The organism is Pseudomonas sp. GL93 (assembly GCF_003408955.1).
GTDB classification, from domain to species: Bacteria; Pseudomonadota; Gammaproteobacteria; order Pseudomonadales; family Pseudomonadaceae; genus Aquipseudomonas; species Aquipseudomonas paracarnis.
The window spans coordinates 1-20,498 of the sequence record NZ_NKRF01000014.1 but is presented as its reverse complement, the minus strand read 5'-3'; the positions used below and the strand labels follow the sequence as shown (position 1 = coordinate 20,498).

The window sequence follows — 20,498 nt, the reverse complement described above, 5'->3', positions numbered from 1 at the left end:
CTGTTCTCGGCGACGCTCACCGGCTACCGGCAATAACCTTTTCAGGACACCCTATGAAACGACTCGAAGGTAAAAGCGCGCTGATCACCGGATCGGCGCGTGGCATTGGCCGTGCGTTTGCCCAGGCCTACATCGCTGAAGGCGCCACGGTAGCCATTGCCGACATCAACCTGCAACAGGCCCAAGCCACCGCTGCCGAACTGGGGCCGCAGGCTTACGCCGTGGCGATGGATGTCACCGACCAAGCCTCCATCGACGCGGCCATCACCACGGTGGTGAGCCATGCGGGCAAGCTCGATATTCTGATCAACAACGCCGCCCTGTTCGACCTGGCCCCCATCGTCGACATCACCCGCGACAGCTTTGAACGGCTGTTCTCGATCAACGTCGCCGGCACCCTGTTCACCCTGCAGGCCGCAGCCCGGCAGATGATCAGCCAAGGGCATGGCGGCAAGATCATCAACATGGCCAGCCAGGCCGGGCGGCGCGGCGAGCCGCTGGTGGCGGTTTATTGTGCGGGCAAGGCGGCGGTGATCAGCCTGACGCAATCGGCGGGGTTGAACCTGATCAAGCAAGGCATCAATGTGAATGCCATCGCCCCCGGTGTGGTGGACGGTGAGCATTGGGATGGGGTGGATGCGCTGTTTGCCAGGCATGAAGGGCTGGCGCCTGGCGAGAAGAAAAAGCGCGTAGGGGATGAGGTGCCGTTTGGGCGGATGGGCACGGCTGAAGACCTGACCGGCATGGCGATCTTCCTGGCGTCGAAGGACGCCGATTATGTGGTGGCCCAGACCTATAACGTTGATGGCGGCAATTGGATGAACTAGTGTTTGACGCTGACCCAACTGTGGGAGCTGGCTTGCCTGCGATAGCGTTGGTGGATTCACTCCAGTTATCGCAGGCAAGCCAGCTCCCACCTTTGAACTTCAGCATTCTTGAGAATAGGGTGAGTCAGTAACGCATCGATCCCCGCAGTAAACTGCCCCATACTTCAAGTTTCTACGCTCGCCCCGGAGGCGGTCGTATGTGCAGACCACCAGAGAACGACCATGAGCCTTTCGAAAGCCGCCATCGCTTCATTCGACGTCGACGCCCAGAAGAGCTTCACGCCTTTGTGCCCCAACGAATTGCCGGTAGCCGGTGGCGACCATATAGGCGCCGAACTCAACTACATGGCCAGCCTCGCCGACCACCGCATCGGCAGCAAGGACGCCCACACCCCCCACGCACCCTGGGTGGTTGCGCAGCACAGCGAGATGCTGCAACCCACCGGCCTGGCCCATGCCGATGTGACCTGGGTCAGCCACTGCGTGCCGGGCACCGAGGGGTTCACCCTGCTCGATGAGTTGCCCACGCCCTATGACTACGACTACTTCATCTGGAAAGGGGTCGAGCCCGACCTGCACCCCTACGGCGCCTGTTACCACGACCTGCACGACAAACTGTCCACCGGCGTCATCGAGTACCTCAAGGCCCACGGCGTGGCCCGTGTGATCGTCGGCGGCCTGGCGTTGGACTACTGCGTCAAGACCACCGCACTGCAATTGCTCAAGGCCGGCCTGCAGGTCGTTCTGCACCTGCCGGCGTGCCGCAGCATCAGCGAGGAGGGCGGTGTACAGGCCGTCAACGCGTTGCTCAAGGCCGGTGCAGACATCAGTCGCACCCGCGAAGAACTGGCCGCGATGGTCGCGCGTTAAGAGGATTTACGGCCCTCGCACACCTTTTGCCGGGTAGGTGATCGCGCCTGCAAAAGATCCTTGCAAGTCGGCAAATTCAGCCTAATATAATCCGGGTAAAACAAATAACATCCGGGTAATAAAAGATGTCTACGCACAACCTTTCCCTCTGCACCGCTTTCGCAGGTCATCAATGCATCGCCGCCGGCACCTATGTCGATGTGGCCGAGGCCCTTGTTGCTCAAGCGTTGCCCGCCGGCAGCTTCCTGGTCTTTGATGACGCCACCGGCACGCAGGTCGATTATCCGTGGCCAGCAGGTTACGCGGCGCAGCCTCCCCAGGCCGAAGGCGACGACGAGCCACCCGCAACGCCCTCGGTAGGCCGTCCGAAGTTGGGCGTCGTCGCCCGCGAAGTCACCTTGCTGCCGCGTCATTGGGAGTGGCTCGGCCAGCAGCGCGGGGGGGCGTCGGCTGCCTTGCGCCGGTTGGTCGATGAAGCGCGTATGGCCCATGCCAGCGTTGATCAACAGCGCCAGGCCAAGGAGGCCAGCTATCGCTTCATGAGCGCGATTGGCGGCAATCTGCCGGGCTTTGAAGACGCCTCGCGCGCGCTGTTTGCCCTGGACAGGGCCGGCTTCTCGAACAGTATCGCGCACTGGCCGACGGACGTGCGCACCTACCTGGCCTGGTTGTCGCGCAATGCCTTCCCGGCCCAATAATCAAGGGGCTCAGACCTTCATGGACGTTACCCGGCAACGCCCGCTGTGGCAGATCTACCTGATGTTCCTGGCACCGATGGTGCTGTCCAATTTCCTGCAGAGCTTTTCCGGTACCCTCAACGGCATTTACGTTGGCCAGATGCTGGGCACCCAGGCGTTGGCCGCGGTGTCGGGGATGTTTCCCATCGTGTTTTTCTTTATCGCCCTGGTGATCGGCCTGGGGGCGGGCGCCTCGGTGTTGATCGGCCAGGCATGGGGCGCCCAGGAGACCGGGCTGGTCAAGGCGATTACCGGTGCCACCCTGACTCTGGGCGCGTTGGTGGGCCTGGTGGCCGCCGTGCTGGGCAGCCTGTTTGCGCGCCCGGCATTGCAGGCGTTGGGCACCCCGGTGGACGTGCTCGACGATGCGGTGGGCTACGCCCAGATGATGATGTTGATCATGCCGTTGCTGCTGGTGTTCATCCTCTATACCCAACTGTTGCGTGGCGTCAGCGACACGATTTCGCCGTTGCTGGCATTGGTGGTCTCGACCCTGGTGGGCTTGCTGCTGACGCCTGCGCTGATTCGCGGCTGGATCGGCCTGCCGCCCATGGGCATCCAGAGTGCGGTGTATGCCGGGCTGGTGGGCAACGCCTTGGCAATGCTGTTTTTGGTCCTGCGCCTGCGCCACAAAAACCACGTGATGGCGCCAGACCGCGAGCTGCTTGCGGCCTTGCGCCTGGACCGCGTCATCCTCGGCAAAGTCCTGCGTATCGGCCTGCCGACGGGCTTGCAGATGGTGGTGTTGTCGCTTTCGGAACTGGTCATTCTGGCCTTGGTCAACGGCCACGGCTCCCAGGCCACGGCGGCCTATGGCGCGGTGACACAGATCGTCAACTATGTGCAGTTCCCGGCGCTGTCGATTGCCATCACCGCCTCGATCCTCGGCGCCCAGGCGATTGGTGCCGGGCGCCTGGAGCGCATCGGGCCGATCCTGCGCACTGGGCTTGTGATCAACCTGTGCCTCACCGGTGGCTTGATCGTGCTCGGCTACGGCTTGTCCCACTGGTTACTGGGCCTGTTCATCACCGACGACAGCGCACGGGTGCGGGCCGAACACCTGCTGCACATCATGCTCTGGAGCATTCTCGTATTTGGCTTCCAGGCGGTGATCGGCGGCATCATGCGCGCCAGCGGCGTGGTGCTGATGCCGGTGGCGATCTCGATCTTCTGTGTGCTCTGCGTGGAACTGCCAATGGCCTATCTGTTCAACGCCCACTTCGGATTGGAAGGGGTGTGGATGGCATTTCCGGTGACCTATCTGGCGATGCTGGTGTTGCAGATCGCCTATTACCGCCTGGTGTGGCGGCATAAGCAGATCAAGCGGTTGGTGTGAGGCTCAACCCCTGCAAGAGCAGCTCCAGGCCTTGCAAGCCTTCTTCCAGCCGTGTGCCCGGGTGCTCATCCCGGGCAATCCACAACGCGGTATTGACCAGGCTGCCGTTGATCAACTGCGCCAGTGCGTGGCTGGGGGCCGTAGGCATCAGGCCCGCTTGCATCAGGGCCTCCAGCAATTGGCGCAAGGACTCCACGCAGTGTTGTTGGGAGCCGGTGTCGCCCAGTACCGCGGGGGCATCCTGCAATACAATGCGCTGGATTTCCGGGTCCTGGGCCATGCGCAGATAGGCGCGGCAGCGCTCGCAAAAACCACTCCAAGGCTCTACGGCCTGCTCCGAGATGCGTTGCAAGCGCGCGTCCATCTCGCTGTCGAGTTGGGCGACCACCGCTGCCAGCAGCCCTTTTTTGTCACCAAAGTGATGATACAGCGCACCGCGCGTCAGCCCGGCGCTAGCAGTGAAGTCATCCATCGAGGTATTGGCATAGCCTTGGGTGGCGAAGGCCCGGCGCGCGCTCGCTATCAGGCGGGCGCGGGTGTCTTCGATCATTTCAGCTCGGGCTCGGCTCATGGGCGTCTCTTGGCTAAGTGATTGACATACGCTGCGTATGCGAAGCATGATCTGCCACATACGCACCGTATGTATTCTGCCCTGATGGTTTCAGATAGCAAGCCCAGGGCGCCGAGCAAGAGGTCAAGCAGGATGGCAAACCCCTACGCTGAATTATTCCAGGTCCCCGGTGCCAGGGCCTTTGTACTCGCCGGCATGCTGGCACGCATGCCGATATCCATGACCGGCATCGGCCTGATTACCATGCTGTCCCAAGTACATGGAGGCTATGGCCTGGCCGGTTCGGTGGCGGCGGTGTTTGCCCTGGCCACGGCGATTTGCGCACCGCAAGTGTCACGTTGGGTGGACCGCTACGGCCAGGGCAGGGTGCTGCCGATTGCCGCGCTGATCGGCGGCGGGGCGCTATTGATGTTGCTGCTGTGTACGCGGTTGCAGGCGCCGAATTGGACGCTGTTTCTGTTCGCCGCGCTGGCGGGCTGCATGCCCAATATGTCGGCCATGGTGCGGGCGCGCTGGACCGAGTTGTACCGTGGCCAGCCCAGGCTGCAAACCGCGTTTGCCCTGGAGTCGGTGCTCGATGAGGTGTGCTTCATCATCGGCCCGCCCATTTCGGTGGGGTTGAGCGTGGCGGTGTTCCCAGAAGCCGGGCCCTTGGTGGCGGGGCTGTTGCTGGCGGTGGGCGTCACCACCTTTGTGCTGCAACGGCAAACCGAGCCACCGATACACGCGCATCAGGGGGCGCACGGTCGCTGGCTGATTGCGTCGCCGTCGGTATTGATCCTGATGATTTTGCTGCTGGCCATGGGCGTGATCGTCGGCGTGGTGGATGTGGTCAGCGTGGCCTTCGCCCAGCATCAGGGCCAGCCGGCGGCGGCGAGTATCGTGCTGTCGGTGTATGCCATTGGTTCGTGCCTGGCCGGGTTGGCCTTCGGTGCCCTCAAACTCAAGGCGCCGTTGCCACGCCAGTTCCTGTACTGCGGCGTAGCCACGGCGTTGACCACCTTGCCCTTGCTGCTGGTGAGCAATATTCCCGGGTTGGCCGCTGCAATCTTTATCTCCGGGCTGTTCTTCGCGCCCACCTTGATTGTGTCGATGGCCATGGTGGAGCAGATCGTCCCGGCCAGCCGCCTTACCGAAGGCATGACCTGGCTGATCACCGGCCTGAGCATCGGCGTGGCCATTGGCGCCGCCAGTTCGGGGTGGATGATCGACCACTTTGGCGCCACCAGCGGGTTTTGGGTGGCGCTGGCGGCGGGGGGTATCGTCATGGGCTCAGCCGTGTTGGGGTATCGACGTTTGAGCTGAATGTCGGGTCGGCTCACACATGATAACGAGCGCTGTGCCGATGCCATTCGTAATTGCCTGCCAGCCAGGCTTTTACCCCACCGAGAAACCGCTGGAGCGAAGGCGAGGCGCGTTCCAGTGCTCGTCTTTCCTTGGTTTCGTACCGACACATGAGTGCGTTGTGAATGTCTGCACTAAGCGCCAGTGCATCCTGAAACGAGTGGCCCTGTTCGTGTACGAGCAACGAGGGCAGGTCGAAATCGCTGAGGTCAGGCTGCTTCTCTTTGGCGGCGGAGAACAGATCATTGACGATCATGGTTGTACTGGCGGCCAGCGCGACCACTTCACGCACAGGCGCAGAGAAATAGATATCGGCCTCAAGCTCATAGCCGCCAACGATATCAATGAGGGCCATGCAGGGGATAAAGCTGTTGACTTGACGATGTGCCAGATACTCCCAGATTCGGGGCAGGCTGTGTTCCATCCGCCACGACGCTTCTGCACCCATGCTGACGAACATGGCGATGGTCTCGTGTCGTACGCGCGCCTTTTGAGACACCGTGCCGTAGCGGTCCAGATGGCTCATATAGCCTTTCAGGCCACGCAGCACCGGGTCACTCTCAAGCGCGTGTTTCAGTGCGCGATCGTGGGGTGGATTCAGGTAGGCCTTGTCCATTGTGGCCAGAGCACGTGATAAGCGCGCGCCCAATAACTTGGGGTTGGCGCCCCGTCGTTCGTCATCACAATAGTGGTCGTCCACCGCGAACAATGCGGCCATGCATTTTGCAGCCAACAACAAGCGTTGTACGTCGTCGGTGTCGGGGTGGCACAGCATCACGAAGCGTCCGAAATTCGAGGCCCTTACGTGTTTCACTTGACCCTTGAAAATACCGGTTCGCCGCACCCATCCCACTAACAGCTCATTGATGTGGTCGCCCAGCGCCTCATCGACCCGCAGTGGTATCGGGCATTCAAGGGCAGGAAGCTGGAGGTGGGTTGTGGTTTTGGGCGGGGCTGAGTGCGGGGGGATGTCGTTCATAGCAAGACTCCGAGTGTCTATGCCATTGGACGTTACTGCGGACCAAGGGTCGGGAAAGGAGGGCGTTTTTTTCAATCTAGAAGCCCGGACGAAAAATACAATTTGATCTGTTAGTTCTGTTTGAAATCAATTTGGTTGAAAAAAGGGATAAGGGGGCACCATGACCTACCTCCTGGCGCCCGTCCCTAGCCTCGAAAGACGCCAGGGACGCCGGCGCCTGGCCTGCACGCTCGCGTTCAAACGGCGGCAAGCCCCTCTGCGCCATGTTGCTGCAGGAACTCGTTGAGCGCCTGGCGCGTGAGGTCGTTCAACGTCACTTTTTTCCGAGTCGCCGCCAGGGCCGCAGCCAGGTGCAGGTCGTGGCCGACACGCACGTTGAATGAGCCCTTGCAGGGTTTTTCGGGTGTCTGTCCCAGGGCCTGGCACGTTGCGAGGTAATCCTCCACGGCCTCTTTGAATGCGGCGTTCAACTCTGCGACGGTCTTGCCTTCGTAGCTCACCAGCGCCTTGATGAAGAGGATCTTGCCGAACAGGCAGTTGTCTTCGAGGCTGGCTTCGATGGAGCCGATGTAGCCTTTGTGTTTCAGTTGGTTGTTCACTGAATCAGTTCTCCTGATTTCAATTGTTCGATGATCTGGCGCCGAATGTAGTGTTTCAGTTCGTTGCCGGGGTGAGGCTTGTGCAGGGTGATCATTGCACTGGGATCGCCAATGTCGAACTTGACCCGGCTTCCAGCCCCTTCAATCTGTGTGTATCCCAATCGGCGTAATAACGTGACGAGCTCAGACCAGGTAAATGCCATGTGCTCATTGAGCAGTTTGGCGAGCAGCTTTTCATTTTTGGACACGGCGTTCCCTGCGTGTAACTAAATGTAGTTGCAAAAAGTGGTGTTCGTCAATCCTAGCTCAGGTTCGCGTCCCCTCCCGGGGATTGATGTAACCCCTGATGACAGCTCACTCGGCGCCACCCATCCCCTCGCTAATTTTTCCCCGCCCGGTTCGTTTTATAGGGACGACGTGCCTTTGTGCTTCCCGCCTATTGCCCCGGATTCCAAGAAATGAATGCTGAAGACTCCTTGAAACTTGCTCGCCGGTTTATCGGGCTGCCCCTGGAAAAACGCCAACTGTTCCTGCAAGCCTTGCAGAAAGAAGGCGTGGATTTTTCAAGGTTTCCGATTCCGGCAGGGGTGGAGGTGGAGGACCGCCAGGCGCTGTCCTACGCACAGCAGCGCATGTGGTTTCTATGGCAGTTGGACCCAGCCAGCGGCGCCTACAATTTGCCTGGCGCAGTGCGCTTGAGGGGGGCGCTGAACCTGCCAGCGCTGGAGCAAGCGTTCGCCAGCCTGGTGGCGCGTCACGAAACCCTGCGCACGGTGTTCCAGCGCCAGGCTGATGAGCGGCTGGCGCAGGTGGCGGTGGCGCCGTCGGTGACAGTCGAGCACCTGGATTTCACGGCCTTGGCCTTTGATGCACGGGAGCAGGCCGTCAACGCCGCCGCCACCCGTCAATCGTTGTTGCCGTTCGACCTGGAACACGGGCCGCTGCTGCGCGTGCAACTGCTCAAGCTTGCCGAGCAGGAACACGTGCTGCTGCTGACCCTGCACCACATCGTCTCCGACGGTTGGTCGATGAATGTGCTGATCGACGAATTCATCCGTTGCTATGACGCCCATGAGCGCAACGAAGCGCCCCAACTGCCGGCGCTGCCCATCCAGTACAGTGACTACGCCCTGTGGCAGCGCCGCTGGCTGGAGGCGGGCGAGCAAGCACGCCAGCTGGAATATTGGCAGGCTCGCCTGGGCGATGAACATCCGGTTCTGGAGCTGCCCACCGACCACCCGCGCCCGGCCATGCCCAGCTACCAAGGCACACGGCATAACTTCGCGATTGAGCCGGCGCTGGCCGCGCAACTGCGCAGTTGCGCGCAAAAACATAACGTCACTCTGTTCATGCTGCTGCTCGGTGCCTTTAATGTGCTGCTGCACCGCTATACCGGCCAGGGCGACATCCGCGTCGGTGTGCCGATTGCCAATCGCAATCGCACCGAAGTCGAGGGCCTGATCGGTTTCTTCGTCAACACCCAGGTGTTGCGCACCGAACTGACCGGGCAAACCCGGGTTGCCGAGTTGCTGCAAGGTATCAAGGAACATGCCCTGGGCGCCCAGGCCCATCAGGAATTACCCTTCGAGCGGCTGGTGGAAGCGCTGAAAATCGAGCGCAGCCTGAGCCACACGCCGCTGTTCCAGGTGATGTATAACCATCAGCCGGTAGTCGCCGACATCGCCTCGGTCAGCACCGCATCGGGGTTGGAATTGGCCCTGGTGGAATGGCAAGGCCGCACCACCCAGTTCGACCTGACCCTGGACACCTATGAAAAGTCCGGCACCCTGCATGCCGCGCTGACCTACGCCAATGACTTGTTCGATACGCCCACCATCGAGCGCATGGCCCGGCACTGGACCCGCCTGCTGCAAGCTATGGTGCTCGATGGCGAACAGCGCATTGGCGAATTGCCCATGCTTGACGCGGCTGAACAGCAACGGTTGCTCCACACCTGGAACCAGACCGCCGAGGCGTACCCGACCGAGCGCGGCATTCATCACCTGATCGAAGACCAGGCACGGCGCAGCCCCGATGCTCCGGCACTGGTGTTCGGTACCACCACCTTGACCTACGCCCAACTGGATGCGCGCGCCAACCAATTGGCCCATGCCCTGGGCGAGCAGGGCGTAGGGCCCGACGTATTGGTGGGTATCTGCATCGAGCGCTCCATCGAAATGGTGGTTGGCCTGCTGGCGATTCTCAAGGCCGGTGGCGCCTACGTGCCCCTCGACCCTGAGTACCCCCAGGAACGCCTGGCCTACATGATCGAAGACAGTGGCATTCAGTTGTTACTCAGCCAGCAGAGCCTGCTGGCGTCGCTGCCCGTCGCCGGTATCCAGGTGATTGCCCTGGACCAGCCGGCGCTATGGCTCGACGGCTACAGCAGCGAATCGCCGAACGTGGCCTTGCATGCCCTGAACCTGGCCTACGTGATCTACACCTCGGGCTCCACCGGCAAGCCCAAAGGCGCTGGCAATAGCCATCGGGCCTTGGTCAACCGCTTGAGCTGGATGCAGCAGGCGTATGGCCTGGGTGCCAATGACGCGGTCTTGCAGAAAACCCCGTTCAGCTTCGACGTGTCGGTGTGGGAGTTCTTCTGGCCGCTGATGACCGGCGCCCGCCTGGTGGTCGCGGCGCCTGGGGAACACCGTGAACCGGCGCGCCTGATCGACACCATTGGTCGGCACGCCATCACCACCTTGCACTTCGTGCCGTCGATGTTGCAGGCGTTTATCCATGAGCCGTGCGTACAGGCGTGCGCAAGCCTCACGCGCATTGTGTGCAGCGGCGAAGCCTTGCCCCTGGATGCGCAACAGCAAGTGTTCGCCAAGTTGCCCACCGCGGCGCTGTACAACCTCTATGGCCCGACCGAAGCGGCCATCGACGTCACGCACTGGACCTGCATCGACGAAGGTGCCGACAGCGTGCCCATCGGCCGCCCCATCGCCAACCTCGGCGCCTACGTGCTGGACGCGCAACTCAACCCGGTGCCGGCCGGCGTCAGTGGCGAACTCTACCTGGGCGGCGTCGGCCTGGCGCGCAGTTACCACCGGCGCCCAGCGCTGACCGCCGAACGTTTTGTGCCCAGCCCGTTCGTGACGGGCGAACGCCTGTATCGCACCGGAGACCGCGTACGCCAGCGCGCCGATGGGGTGATCGAATACCTCGGCCGTCTCGATCATCAGGTCAAGTTGCGCGGCTTGCGTATCGAGCTGGGCGAAATCGAAGCACGCCTGATGCAGCATCCACACGTGCGCGAAGCCGTGGTACTGGTACATGGCGGCAAGCAGTTGGTCGCCTATCTGGTGCACCCAGGCGAGGCGCCAACGGACCTCAAGGCCTGGTTGCTCAGCGGCTTGCCGGAATACATGGTGCCGACGCATTTCATTGCGCTGCCCAAGCTGCCGGTGACCGCCAATGGCAAGCTCGATCGCAAGGCGTTGCCAGTGCCAGACGCGGCACTGCAACAGGCGTTTGTCGCCCCCCAAGGCGACCTGCAAACAGCCCTGGCTGCCATCTGGAGCGACGTACTGGGCGTTGAGCAGGTCGGCCAGGACGATAACTTCTTCGAGCTGGGCGGCGATTCGATCATCTCTATCCAGGTGGTCAGCCGCGCCCGTCAGGCCGGCATTCGCCTGAGCCCGCGTGACCTGTTCCAGTACCAGAGCATCCGCAGCCTGGCCCTGGTGGCGCGTTTAGAACAGGTCAGCCTGATCGATCAGGGCCCGGTCAGCGGCGAGGTCATGCTGACGCCCGTGCAACACAGCTTTTTCGACCAGCCGATCCCGGCGCGGCATCACTGGAATCAATCCTTGTTGCTGGTGCCCGGCGAGGTGCTTGAGCCTGCACGGTTGGAGGCAGCGCTGGCGCGGTTGATCCAGCATCACGACGCCTTGCGCCTGCGCTTTGTACAGCAGGCTGACGGCTGGCAGCAGCGCCATGCCGCCTATGTCAGCGAACCGCTGTTGTGGCAATGCCAGGCCAGCACCGACGCCGAACTGGCGGCGCTGTGTGATGAAGCCCAGCGCAGCCTTGACCTTGCCCAAGGCCCGCTGCTGCGCGCCGCGTTGGTGAATTTGGCCGATGGCAGCCAACGTCTGCTGCTGGTGATCCACCACCTGGTGGTGGACGGCGTGTCCTGGCGCATCCTGCTTGAAGACCTGCAACAGGCCTACCGCGAACAGGCGCTGCCGGCGAAAACCAGTGCCTACCAGCGCTGGGCGCAACAGTTGCACAGCCATGCGCAGTCCCTCGATCAGCAACTGCCGTACTGGCAAGCCCAAACCATGGACGCCGAACTGCCGTGTGATCACCCCGAAGGCGGCCTGCAAAACCGCCTGGGCGCCAAGCTGGAAACGCGCCTCGACGCCGAACACACCCGCCGACTGCTGCAAGACGCGCCAGCGGCCTATCGCACCCAGGTCAACGACCTGCTGTTGACCGCCTTGGCGCGGGTGATCAGCCGCTGGAGCGAGCAACCTGCTGCGCTTATCCAATTGGAAGGTCACGGTCGGGAAGACCTGTTTGACGACATCGACCTGAGTCGCACCGTCGGTTGGTTCACCAGTCTGTACCCGGTGCGCCTGCATGCCGAAGGCGAGTTGCCCGACGCGATCAAGGCGGTCAAGGAACAACTGCGCGCCGTGCCCGACAAGGGCCTGGGCTACGGCCTGCTGCGCTACCTGGGCGCGCCACACGCACGTGAAAGCCTGGCGAACCTCACCGCGCCGCGCATCACCTTCAACTACCTGGGCCAGTTCGACCGTCAGTTCAACGAGTCGGCACTGTGGGTGCCGGCCAGCCAGGGCAGTGGCCAGGCCCAGGATCCAGAGGCATCGCTGGCCAACTGGCTGACGCTGGAAGGGCAGGTGTATGGCGGCGAGCTGTCGTTGCAATGGGGGTTCAGTCGGGAGATGTTCGAGGCGGCGACTGTGCAGCGTTTGGCGGATGAGTACGCAGCCGAACTCAACGCGCTGATCGAGCATTGCTGTGCCACGCCGGCAGGCCAGGTGAGCCCGTCGGATTTCCCGCTGGCACGCCTCACCCAGCAGCAACTGGATGCCTTGCCCGTGGCCGGGCCGGCGATTGCCGACCTTTATCCGCTGTCGCCGATGCAGCAAGGCATGCTGTTCCACACTCTGTTGGAGCCCGAGGCCCAGGCCTATATCAACCAGTTGCGCCTCGACATAGAGGGCCTCGATTTGCTCGCTTTCGGGCGTGCCTGGCAGGCTGCACTGGATCGCCACGACATCCTGCGCAGCAGCTTCCATTGGCTGGGCCTGGACAGTGCCCATCAGCTGATCCAGCGCCAGGTCGACCTGCAACTGCAAGTGATCGAAGACCCAAATGCGGATTTCGACACCCTGGCCCAGGCCGAACGCGGTTTTGCCCTGAATGCCGCGCCGCTGTTTCGCCTGACGCTGGTGCGCGGTGCCGGTGCGGCCTGGCACTTTATCTTCACCAGCCACCACATCCTCATGGACGGCTGGAGTAACGCGCAGTTGCTCGGTGAAGTCATCGCTCACTATGCGGGGCAGGCAGTGCCGGCGCCGCTCGGGCAGTTCCGCGATTACCTCGCCTGGCTGCAACAACAATCCTTGGGCGAAGCGTTCTGGAAAACCGCCCTGGCGGCATTGCCGGCGCCGACTCTGCTGGCGCAAGCGCTGCGCACGCCGGTCGACGGGGTGGGTATGGCAGACCATCACGTGGCACTAGAGAGCGACTTTACCCGCCGCCTCGGCGAGTTCGCACGCCAGCACAAAGTCACCCTCAATACCCTGTTGCAAGGGGCTTGGAGCCTGTTGCTGCAACGCTACACCGGCCAGGACTGCGTCGCCTTCGGTGCCACGGTGGCCGGGCGTTCCGCACCGCTGCCGGGGATCGAGCAGCAACTGGGCCTGTTCATCAACACCTTGCCGATCATCAGCACAGCCTCGCCAGCCCAGTCGTCCGCGACGTGGCTCAGCGAACTGCAAGCGCTCAACCTCAGCCTGCGTGACCATGAACATGTGCCGCTCTACGACATCCAGGGCTGGGCCGGCCAGCAAGGCGCGCTGTTCGACACCTTGCTGGTGTTCGAGAACTTCCCGGTCGCCGAGGCGCTCAAGCAAGGCGCGCCGGCCGGCCTGACCTTCGGTCACCTGCACAACCATGAGCGCACGCACTATCCATTGACCCTGGGCATCGAACTGGGCGCCAGCCTGCGCCTGGAATTGAGCTATGACCGTGCCCAGTTCAGCGAGGCGCAAGTGGCGCAGCTGAGCGCCAACCTGCAACACCTGCTGGCGCAATTACTCGCAGACGCTCACATGCCGCTGGGCAACCTGCGCCTTCTCGATGCCCCTGCGCAACGGCAGATGCTCGCTCTGAGCCGCTCAGCCGCAGCGCCCCAGGCCAACGAACGTGTGCATCAGCGTATCGCAGCCCAGGCCGAGGCGACGCCAGACGCCCTGGCTGTACAGGCCGGTGATGCCAGCTTGAGCTACGCCCAGTTGAACCAGCGCGCCAACCGCCTGGCCCATCGCCTGTTGGCGCTTGGTGTCGGCCCCGGCCAACGTGTGGGCCTGGCTTCGCGGCGTGGCCCGCAGTTGATCGTCAGCCTGCTGGCAGTGCTCAAAAGTGGGGCGGCCTACGTACCGCTGGACCCTAAATACCCGACGGAGCGTTTGGCCTACATGCTCGCCGACAGCCGCCTGGACGTGCTGCTCAGCGAAACCGGCTTGCTCGCCGACTTGCCTTTGCCCCACGGCCTGACCCGCATGGATTTCAGCGCCAGTGGCGACGAACTTACCGGCTACCCGACGACCAATCCGCCTAATCACGCGGCGGCGGCTGACCTGGCCTATGTGATCTACACCTCTGGCTCCACCGGCCAGCCCAAGGGCGTGGCCATCGACCATGCCGCCCTCGGTCAATTCTGTGACAGCGCCACGCTGTACAGCCGACTGAGTGCCGAGGACCGCGTGTTGCAGTTTGCGACCTTCAGTTTCGATGGTTTTGTCGAACAGTGCTTCCCGCCCCTGTGTGCGGGCGCGGCATTGATCATGCGTGGCGATGAACTCTGGGATGCCGGGCAACTGGCGCAAGCGATCGTCGAGCAGGGCGTGACTCTGGCCGATTTGCCCGCCGCCTACTGGTACCTGTTGGCGCAAGAGTGCGCCGAGCACCGTCGCTCCCTGGGCAAGCTGCGCCAGGTGCATGTGGGGGGTGAAGCCATGTCGGTGGAGGGCGTGCGTGCGTGGTACGCCGCGGGCTTGGGCAATGTGCGCCTGGTCAATACCTACGGGCCGACCGAAGCCACGGTGGTGTCCAGTGTGCATGAGTGCCAATTGGCCGATGCCAACGACGCCTACGGCGTGCCAATCGGGCAGGCGATTGCCGGGCGCGGCCTGTATGTGCTCGACAGCGGTTTCGAACTGTTGGCCACCGATGGCGTGGGCGAGCTGTGCATTGGCGCCGAGGTTGGCTTGGCGCAACGCTACTTCGACCGCCCGGCGCTGACCGCCGAGCGCTTCTTGCCGGACCCGTTTTCCGCCACGCCCGGTGCGCGGCTTTATCGCAGTGGCGACCTGGCCCGGTATAACCCGGCGGGTGCGCTGGAGTACGTCGGGCGTATCGACCATCAAGTGAAGATTCGTGGCCTGCGTATCGAAATGGGCGAAATCGAAGCCAGCCTGCAAGCCTTGCCCAATGTGCGCGAAGCCGCCGTGCTTGCGCAGCCGAGCGCGACCGGCGTGCAGTTGGTGGCGTACGTGGTGCCCGTCGAAGGCCAGGTGCTGGAAACCCCGGCACTGGCGGCGCGCTTGCGCCAGACGTTACCGGACTACATGGTGCCGGGCCATTGGGTGGTACTTGATGCCTTGCCGTTGAACAACAGTGGCAAGCTCGACCGCCGCGCACTGCCCACCCCCGACCTGAACCGGGCCAGCGCCGCCTACGTAGCGCCGCAGAGTCCGTTGCAAATCCAGTTGGCGGCGATCTGGCAAGCAGTGCTGCAGGTCGAGCAGGTTGGCCTGGAAGATCACTTCTTCGAACGCGGCGGCCATTCCTTGCTGGCCACCCAAGTGATCTCCCGGGTGCGCCACGACCTCAAGCTGGAAGTGCCGTTGCGGGCCCTGTTCGAACAGCCGACGCTGGCCGCTTTCGCAGCGGCGTGCGCAGGCGTGCAGGCCGATACCGCGCCCGTGATGCAGGCGGTTGGCCGTGAGCAGCCGCTGGCGTTGTCCTTTGCCCAGGAGCGGCAGTGGTTTCTCTGGCAATTGGACCCCACCAGCGCGGCCTATCATGTGCCCACCGCCTTGCATCTGCGCGGTGAACTCGACATCGCGGCGCTGGAGCGCGCCGTCGAGGCCCTGGTGCAGCGCCATGAACCGCTGCGCACCACCTTTGTGGAGTCGGGCGAGCACACTGTGCAAGTCATCCACCCAAGCCTGGCAGTGCCAGTAGAACAACAAAAGGTCGACGTCGGCGCTATCGAGCAGGCTGTCACCGAAGAGATCCAGCGCCCGTTCGACCTGCGCAACGGCCCGCTGATGCGCGTCAAGTTGCTGATCGTCGCGCCTGATCACCATGTGCTGATCATCACCCAACACCACATCATCTCTGACGGCTGGTCGATGCAAGTGATGATCGACGAGTGGGTGGCGCTGTACCAAGGCGACGCAGGGTTGCCGGCCTTGCCGATCCAGTACGCCGACTACGCCCAGTGGCAGCGCGACTGGATGGCGGCTGGGGAACAACAACGCCAGCTCGATTACTGGTGCGCTCGTCTGGGTCACGAACATTCCCTGCTGGACCTGCCCCTCGACCATCCGCGCCCCGCAGTGCAGAGCCATCGTGGTGCGCGCCGCCAGATTCATCTGGAGCGTGCGCTGCTGACTGAACTCAAGGCCCTGGCCCAGCGTCAGGACGTGACGCTGTTCATGTTGTTGCTGGCCTCGTTCCAGACCTTGCTGCACCGCTACAGCGGCCAGGCGCAGGTGCGTGTCGGCGTGCCGGTCGCCAACCGTAATCGCTTCGAAACCGAGCGACTGCTGGGCTTTTTCGTCAACACCCAGGTGCTGCAAGCCGACATGCACGGGCAGATGCCGTTCGACCAGTTGCTGGCCCAGGTCAAGCAGCGTGCCCTGGAGGCGCAGGCCCATCAGGACCTGCCGTTCGAGCAGCTCGTGCAAGTGTTGCAGCCCGAGCGCAGCCTGAGCCATAACCCGCTGTTCCAAGTGATGTTCAACCACCAGGACAGCCTGCGTTCAGCCCCAGTGCAACTGCCCGGCCTCGCTTTACAGCCAGTGGATTGGGCCGGCCACAGCACGCAGTTCGACCTGAACCTGGAAACCGAGGAATCGGTTGACGGTCTCTGGGCCTCGCTGACTTACGCCACGGATCTGTTTGACGCGGCGACCGTGGAACGCCTGGCCGAGCATTGGCAGACTCTGCTGCGTGCGGTCCTGCAGGATGCCTCGGTGGCCTTGGACGACCTGGCGATGCTCAGCCCGTTGCAATGGCAGCACAGGGTGCACGACTGGAACCGCAGCGACACCGACTACCCACGCGAACGCTGCGTACACCAGTTGTTTGAGGCCCAGGCCGCGGCGCAACCCGACGCCATCGCGCTGCACTTCAATGACGAGCGCCTGAGCTACGGCGAACTCAACCGTCGCGCCAATCGGCTGGCCCATCGTCTGATCGACATGGGCGTCGGCCCGGACGTGCTGGTGGCGGTGCACGTGGAGCGTTCCCTGGACATGGTGGTCGGCTTGCTCGCGACCCTCAAGGCAGGTGGCGCCTATGTGCCGCTCGACCCGCAATTCCCGGCAGAGCGCCTGGCCTACATGCTTGAAGACAGCCGCGCCCGGGTATTGCTGACGCAACCGCACCTGCTGGGGCACCTGGCTCAGCCGCACGGCGTGCAGGTGCTGATGGTGGAGGATGCCGGCACAGCGCAGCACGACCCCCAGGTTGCTGTGACACCGGAGCATCTGGCCTACGTGATCTACACCTCTGGCTCCACCGGCAAGCCCAAAGGGGTGATGGTTCGCCACAAGGCGCTGTGCAGCTTCACCAGCGGCATGGCTGGCACGTTGAGTATCGGCCAAGATGCGCGGCTGTTGTCGCTGACCACCTTCTCGTTCGACATCTTCGCCCTGGAGCTGTATGTGCCGCTGAGTGTCGGCGGTACCGTGTTGCTGAGCGCCCAGGCAATGGCCCTCGACCCGGAGGCGATCCTCGATCTGGCCCAGCGCCAGGCGGCGAATGTGCTGCAAGCCACGCCCTCGACCTGGCGCATGTTGCTCGACAGCCCACGGGCTCATTCACTGCGTGGCATCGTCTGCCTGTGCGGTGGCGAAGCGCTGCCCGTCGATTTGGCCCAGCGCATGCTCGATCTGCAAGGCCCGTTGTGGAACCTCTATGGTCCGACGGAAACCACCATCTGGTCGGCGGCTCATCGTTTGCACCAGGCATTGCCGTTCGTTGGACGGCCCATCGCCAATACCGGCTTGTTCATCCTCAATGCCGGTCTCACGCCATGCCCCCAAGGTGTGTCCGGTGAGCTGCTGATCGGTGGTGTCGGCCTGGCGCGCGGTTACCACCGGCAGCCGGCGCTGACCGCCGAACGCTTCGTGCCCAACCCGTTTGGGGCTCCGGGCGAACGCCTGTACCGTACCGGCGACCTGGCACGCTATCGGGCCGACGGCGTGGTGGAATACATCGGCCGTGTCGACCACCAGGTCAAGGTGCGGGGTTTCCGTATCGAGCTGGGTGAAATCGAAGCCTGCCTGCGTGAGTTCGACGGCGTACGCGAAGCCGTGGTGCTGGCCGATAACGACCGGCTGATCGCTTACCTGGTCAGCACCGCGCCGCAGGCGCCGCAGGAGTATAAAGCCGCGCTGCGCGAGCGTCTGCCGGACTACATGGTGCCAGCGCAGTGGCTGTTCCTCGACAGCCTGCCGCTGACCCCCAACGGTAAGCTCGACCGCAAGGCACTGCCCAAACCGGATGCCAGCCTGTCGCTCAAAGGCCATGTAGCGCCCGTCACCCCGCGCGAGCAGCAGGTGGCGGCGATTTGGGCCGAGGTACTGGAATTGCCCCGGGTGGGCCTCGACGATCATTTCTTCGAGTTGGGCGGGCATTCATTGCTGGCCACGCGGGTGGTGTCACGGGTGCGTCAGGCCCTGGCGCTGGAAGTCCCACTCAAGGCCTTGTTCGAACAGCCGCTGCTGGGTGATTTCGTGCGGGCCTTGGGCGAGGAGGGCGTCACCGCGCCGGCGCTGATCAAGGCCGACCGCACGCAACCTCTGCCGATGTCTTATGCCCAGGAGCGCCAGTGGTTCCTCTGGCAATTGGACCCGGCCGGCGCCGCGTATCACATCCCCAGCGCCCTGCGTTTGCAGGGGTCGTTGGACCTGACCGCGCTGCAAAAGAGCTTCGATAGCTTGCTGGCTCGCCATGAAAGCCTGCGCACGTATTTCCGTCAGGACGCCACCGGCGCGGTTCAAGTCATTGACGCCCAGGGCCGGGTCGATATCGAGCAGGTCGACAGCGACTATGCCGGTCTCAAGGCGCGGGTCGCGCAGGTGGTCGCCCAGCCTTTCGACCTGCTGCGTGGGCCGCTGCTGCGGGTCACCTTGCTGCGCCTGGCCGAGGACGACCATGTGCTGGTGCTGGTGCAGCATCACATTGTCTCTGACGGCTGGTCGATGCAGTTGATGGTCGAGGAGCTGGTGCAGGCGTATGCCGCTAACAGCCAAGGCCAGGACGTGCAATTGCCGGCGCTACCGATCCAGTACGCCGATTATGCCGTGTGGCAGCGCGGTTGGATGGAGGCGGGTGAGCAGGCGCGTCAGCTGGCCTACTGGCGCGAGCAGTTGAGCGGCGAGCAACCGGTGCTGGAGTTGCCGTTCGACCACCCGCGCCCGGCACAGCCAAGCCATCGCGGCGCACGCTTGGGTGTCGAGTTGCATCCTGAGTTGTTGGGCAGTTTGCGCGCACTGGCGCAGCGCGCTGGCGTCACGCTGCCGATGCTGCTGCTGGCGTCTTACCAGGCGTTGCTGCATCGCTACAGCGGCCAGGAGGATGTGCGCGTGGGTGTGCCGATTGCCAACCGCAATCGCCTGGAAGCCGAGGGGTTGATCGGCTTCTTCGTCAACACCCAAGTGCTCAAGGCCGATATCCACGGGCAAATGAGCACCGAGCAATTGCTGCACCAGGTGCGCCAGCGTTCTCTGGAAGCCCAGGCTCATCAGGACCTGCCGTTCGAACAGCTTGTGCAGGCATTGCAACCGGAGCGCAGCCTGAGCCTCAGTCCATTGTTCCAAGTGTTGTTCAACCACCGTGTGAGCGCTGCCGACAGCCATCTGCATCGCCTGGCCGACCTGCACGTCGAAGTCCTGGATTTGGACGAAGGCGTGGCCCAGTTCGACCTGGCGCTGGATGTGGAAGAAAGCCCGACGGCCCTGCGTGCCTCTCTGAGTTATGCCACCGACCTGTTCGCTGTGCCGACCATCGAGCGCATGGCCGGGCATTGGCAGAACCTGTTGCGGGCAATGGTGGTCGACCCACGGCAGCCCATCAGCCAATTGAGCCTGCTGGGCGAGGATGAGCAACAGCAGATTCTTGAGCTGTGGGACCAGACCGACGCCGGTTTTTCAGCCGCGCGCCTGGTGCACGAATTGGTCGCTGATCGCGCCCGGGAAACCCCGGAGGCGGTGGCGGTGAAATTCGATGCTCAAACCCTGAGTTACGGCGAACTGGATCGCCAGGCCAACCGCCTGGCCCATGCCCTGATCGCCCGTGGTGTCGGCCCGGAAGTGCGCGTGGCCATCGCCATGCCGCGCAGTGCCGAGATCATGGTGGCGTTCCTGGCGGTGATGAAAGCCGGTGGTGTGTATGTGCCGCTGGATATCGAATACCCACGTGATCGCTTGCTGTACATGATGCAGGACAGCCGTGCGCAACTGCTGCTGACTCACAGCCGGGCGCTGCAGCAACTGCCAGTCCCCGAGGGCCTGGATACCCTCGCAATTGATCGCACCGAAGCGTGGGCCGGTTACAGTGATACGGCACCGGATGTGGTGCTGGACGGCGACAACCTCGCCTACGTGATCTACACCTCCGGTTCCACCGGTTTGCCCAAAGGCGTGGCGGTGTCCCACGGGCCGTTGGTGGCGCATATCATCGCCACTGGCGAGCGCTATGAAACCTCGCCGAGCGATTGCGAATTGCACTTCATGTCG

At 63.1% G+C, this 20,498-nt stretch carries 10 protein-coding genes; 6 read left to right on the top strand and 4 right to left on the bottom strand.

Features of this window, described 5'->3' with window-relative positions; translation table 11 throughout:
* Nucleotides 1-53: 53 nt before the first annotated feature.
* From CER19_RS03670 to CER19_RS03655, 4 genes are all read left to right on the top strand, one after another.
* On the top strand, nucleotides 54-827 hold the full coding sequence (locus CER19_RS03670; RefSeq protein ID WP_116665441.1) for an L-iditol 2-dehydrogenase: 774 nt from the start codon (nucleotides 54-56) through the stop codon (nucleotides 825-827).
* Between the two features lie 222 nt (nucleotides 828-1,049).
* A complete protein-coding gene (locus tag CER19_RS03665) occupies nucleotides 1,050-1,697 on the top strand; it encodes an isochorismatase family protein (RefSeq protein ID WP_116665440.1) in 648 nt (215 codons plus the stop codon).
* A 125-nt stretch (nucleotides 1,698-1,822) separates the two neighbouring features.
* Nucleotides 1,823-2,395 (top strand): DUF2239 family protein, encoded by a 573-nt coding sequence (locus CER19_RS03660; protein ID WP_116665439.1) that lies wholly within the window; start codon nucleotides 1,823-1,825, stop codon nucleotides 2,393-2,395.
* A 19-nt stretch (nucleotides 2,396-2,414) separates the two neighbouring features.
* Nucleotides 2,415-3,770, top strand: a complete 1,356-nt coding sequence (locus CER19_RS03655; RefSeq protein WP_116665438.1) for an MATE family efflux transporter — start codon at nucleotides 2,415-2,417, stop codon at nucleotides 3,768-3,770.
* Here CER19_RS03655 and CER19_RS03650 read toward each other — a convergent pair.
* Nucleotides 3,754-4,341 carry a TetR/AcrR family transcriptional regulator gene (locus CER19_RS03650; protein WP_116665437.1) on the bottom strand — a complete coding sequence of 196 codons (588 nt, stop codon included), beginning with the start codon at nucleotides 4,339-4,341 and terminating at the stop codon, nucleotides 3,754-3,756. The two genes, CER19_RS03655 and CER19_RS03650, sit on opposite strands and share 17 nt — an antisense overlap.
* Nucleotides 4,342-4,473: 132 nt before the next feature.
* Here CER19_RS03650 and CER19_RS03645 point away from each other — a divergent pair, with 132 nt between their 5' ends.
* The gene (locus tag CER19_RS03645) at nucleotides 4,474-5,646 is read left to right on the top strand and encodes an MFS transporter (protein WP_116665436.1); all 1,173 of its coding nucleotides are present in this window, start codon (nucleotides 4,474-4,476) and stop codon (nucleotides 5,644-5,646) included.
* A gap of 13 nt (nucleotides 5,647-5,659) precedes the next feature.
* On the opposite strand, the gene CER19_RS03640 is transcribed toward CER19_RS03645, so the two are convergent.
* The 3 genes from CER19_RS03640 to CER19_RS03630 all read right to left on the bottom strand — a co-directional run bounded on the left by CER19_RS03640 (nucleotide 5,660) and on the right by CER19_RS03630 (nucleotide 7,511).
* A complete protein-coding gene (locus CER19_RS03640; protein WP_116665435.1) occupies nucleotides 5,660-6,664 on the bottom strand; it encodes a Camphene synthase in 1,005 nt (334 codons plus the stop codon).
* Between the two features lie 236 nt (nucleotides 6,665-6,900).
* Complete coding sequence (locus tag CER19_RS03635) at nucleotides 6,901-7,263, bottom strand: type II toxin-antitoxin system HicB family antitoxin (protein ID WP_116665434.1); 363 nt, start codon at nucleotides 7,261-7,263, stop codon at nucleotides 6,901-6,903.
* Nucleotides 7,260-7,511, bottom strand: coding sequence for a type II toxin-antitoxin system HicA family toxin (locus CER19_RS03630; protein ID WP_116665433.1), 252 nt, complete (start codon nucleotides 7,509-7,511; stop codon nucleotides 7,260-7,262). The genes CER19_RS03635 and CER19_RS03630 overlap by 4 nt, the downstream gene beginning before the upstream one ends.
* Before the next feature lie 210 nt (nucleotides 7,512-7,721).
* Here CER19_RS03630 and CER19_RS03625 point away from each other — a divergent pair.
* Nucleotides 7,722-20,498: non-ribosomal peptide synthase/polyketide synthase (locus CER19_RS03625; protein ID WP_116665432.1), on the top strand; the 12,777-nt coding region annotated here is incomplete at its 3' end.

Bases quoted from the DNA above. Each gene is read 5' to 3' on its own strand.
- CER19_RS03645 (WP_116665436.1), top strand. From the start codon at position 4,474: ATGGCAAACCCCTACGCTGAATTATTCCAGGTCCCCGGTGCCAGGGCC.
- CER19_RS03670 (WP_116665441.1), top strand. From the start codon at position 54: ATGAAACGACTCGAAGGTAAAAGCGCGCTGATCACCGGATCGGCGCGT.
- CER19_RS03655 (WP_116665438.1), top strand. From the start codon at position 2,415: ATGGACGTTACCCGGCAACGCCCGCTGTGGCAGATCTACCTGATGTTC.
- CER19_RS03660 (WP_116665439.1), top strand. From the start codon at position 1,823: ATGTCTACGCACAACCTTTCCCTCTGCACCGCTTTCGCAGGTCATCAA.
- CER19_RS03665 (WP_116665440.1), top strand. From the start codon at position 1,050: ATGAGCCTTTCGAAAGCCGCCATCGCTTCATTCGACGTCGACGCCCAG.
- CER19_RS03650 (WP_116665437.1), bottom strand. From the start codon at position 4,341: ATGAGCCGAGCCCGAGCTGAAATGATCGAAGACACCCGCGCCCGCCTG.
- CER19_RS03640 (WP_116665435.1), bottom strand. From the start codon at position 6,664: ATGAACGACATCCCCCCGCACTCAGCCCCGCCCAAAACCACAACCCAC.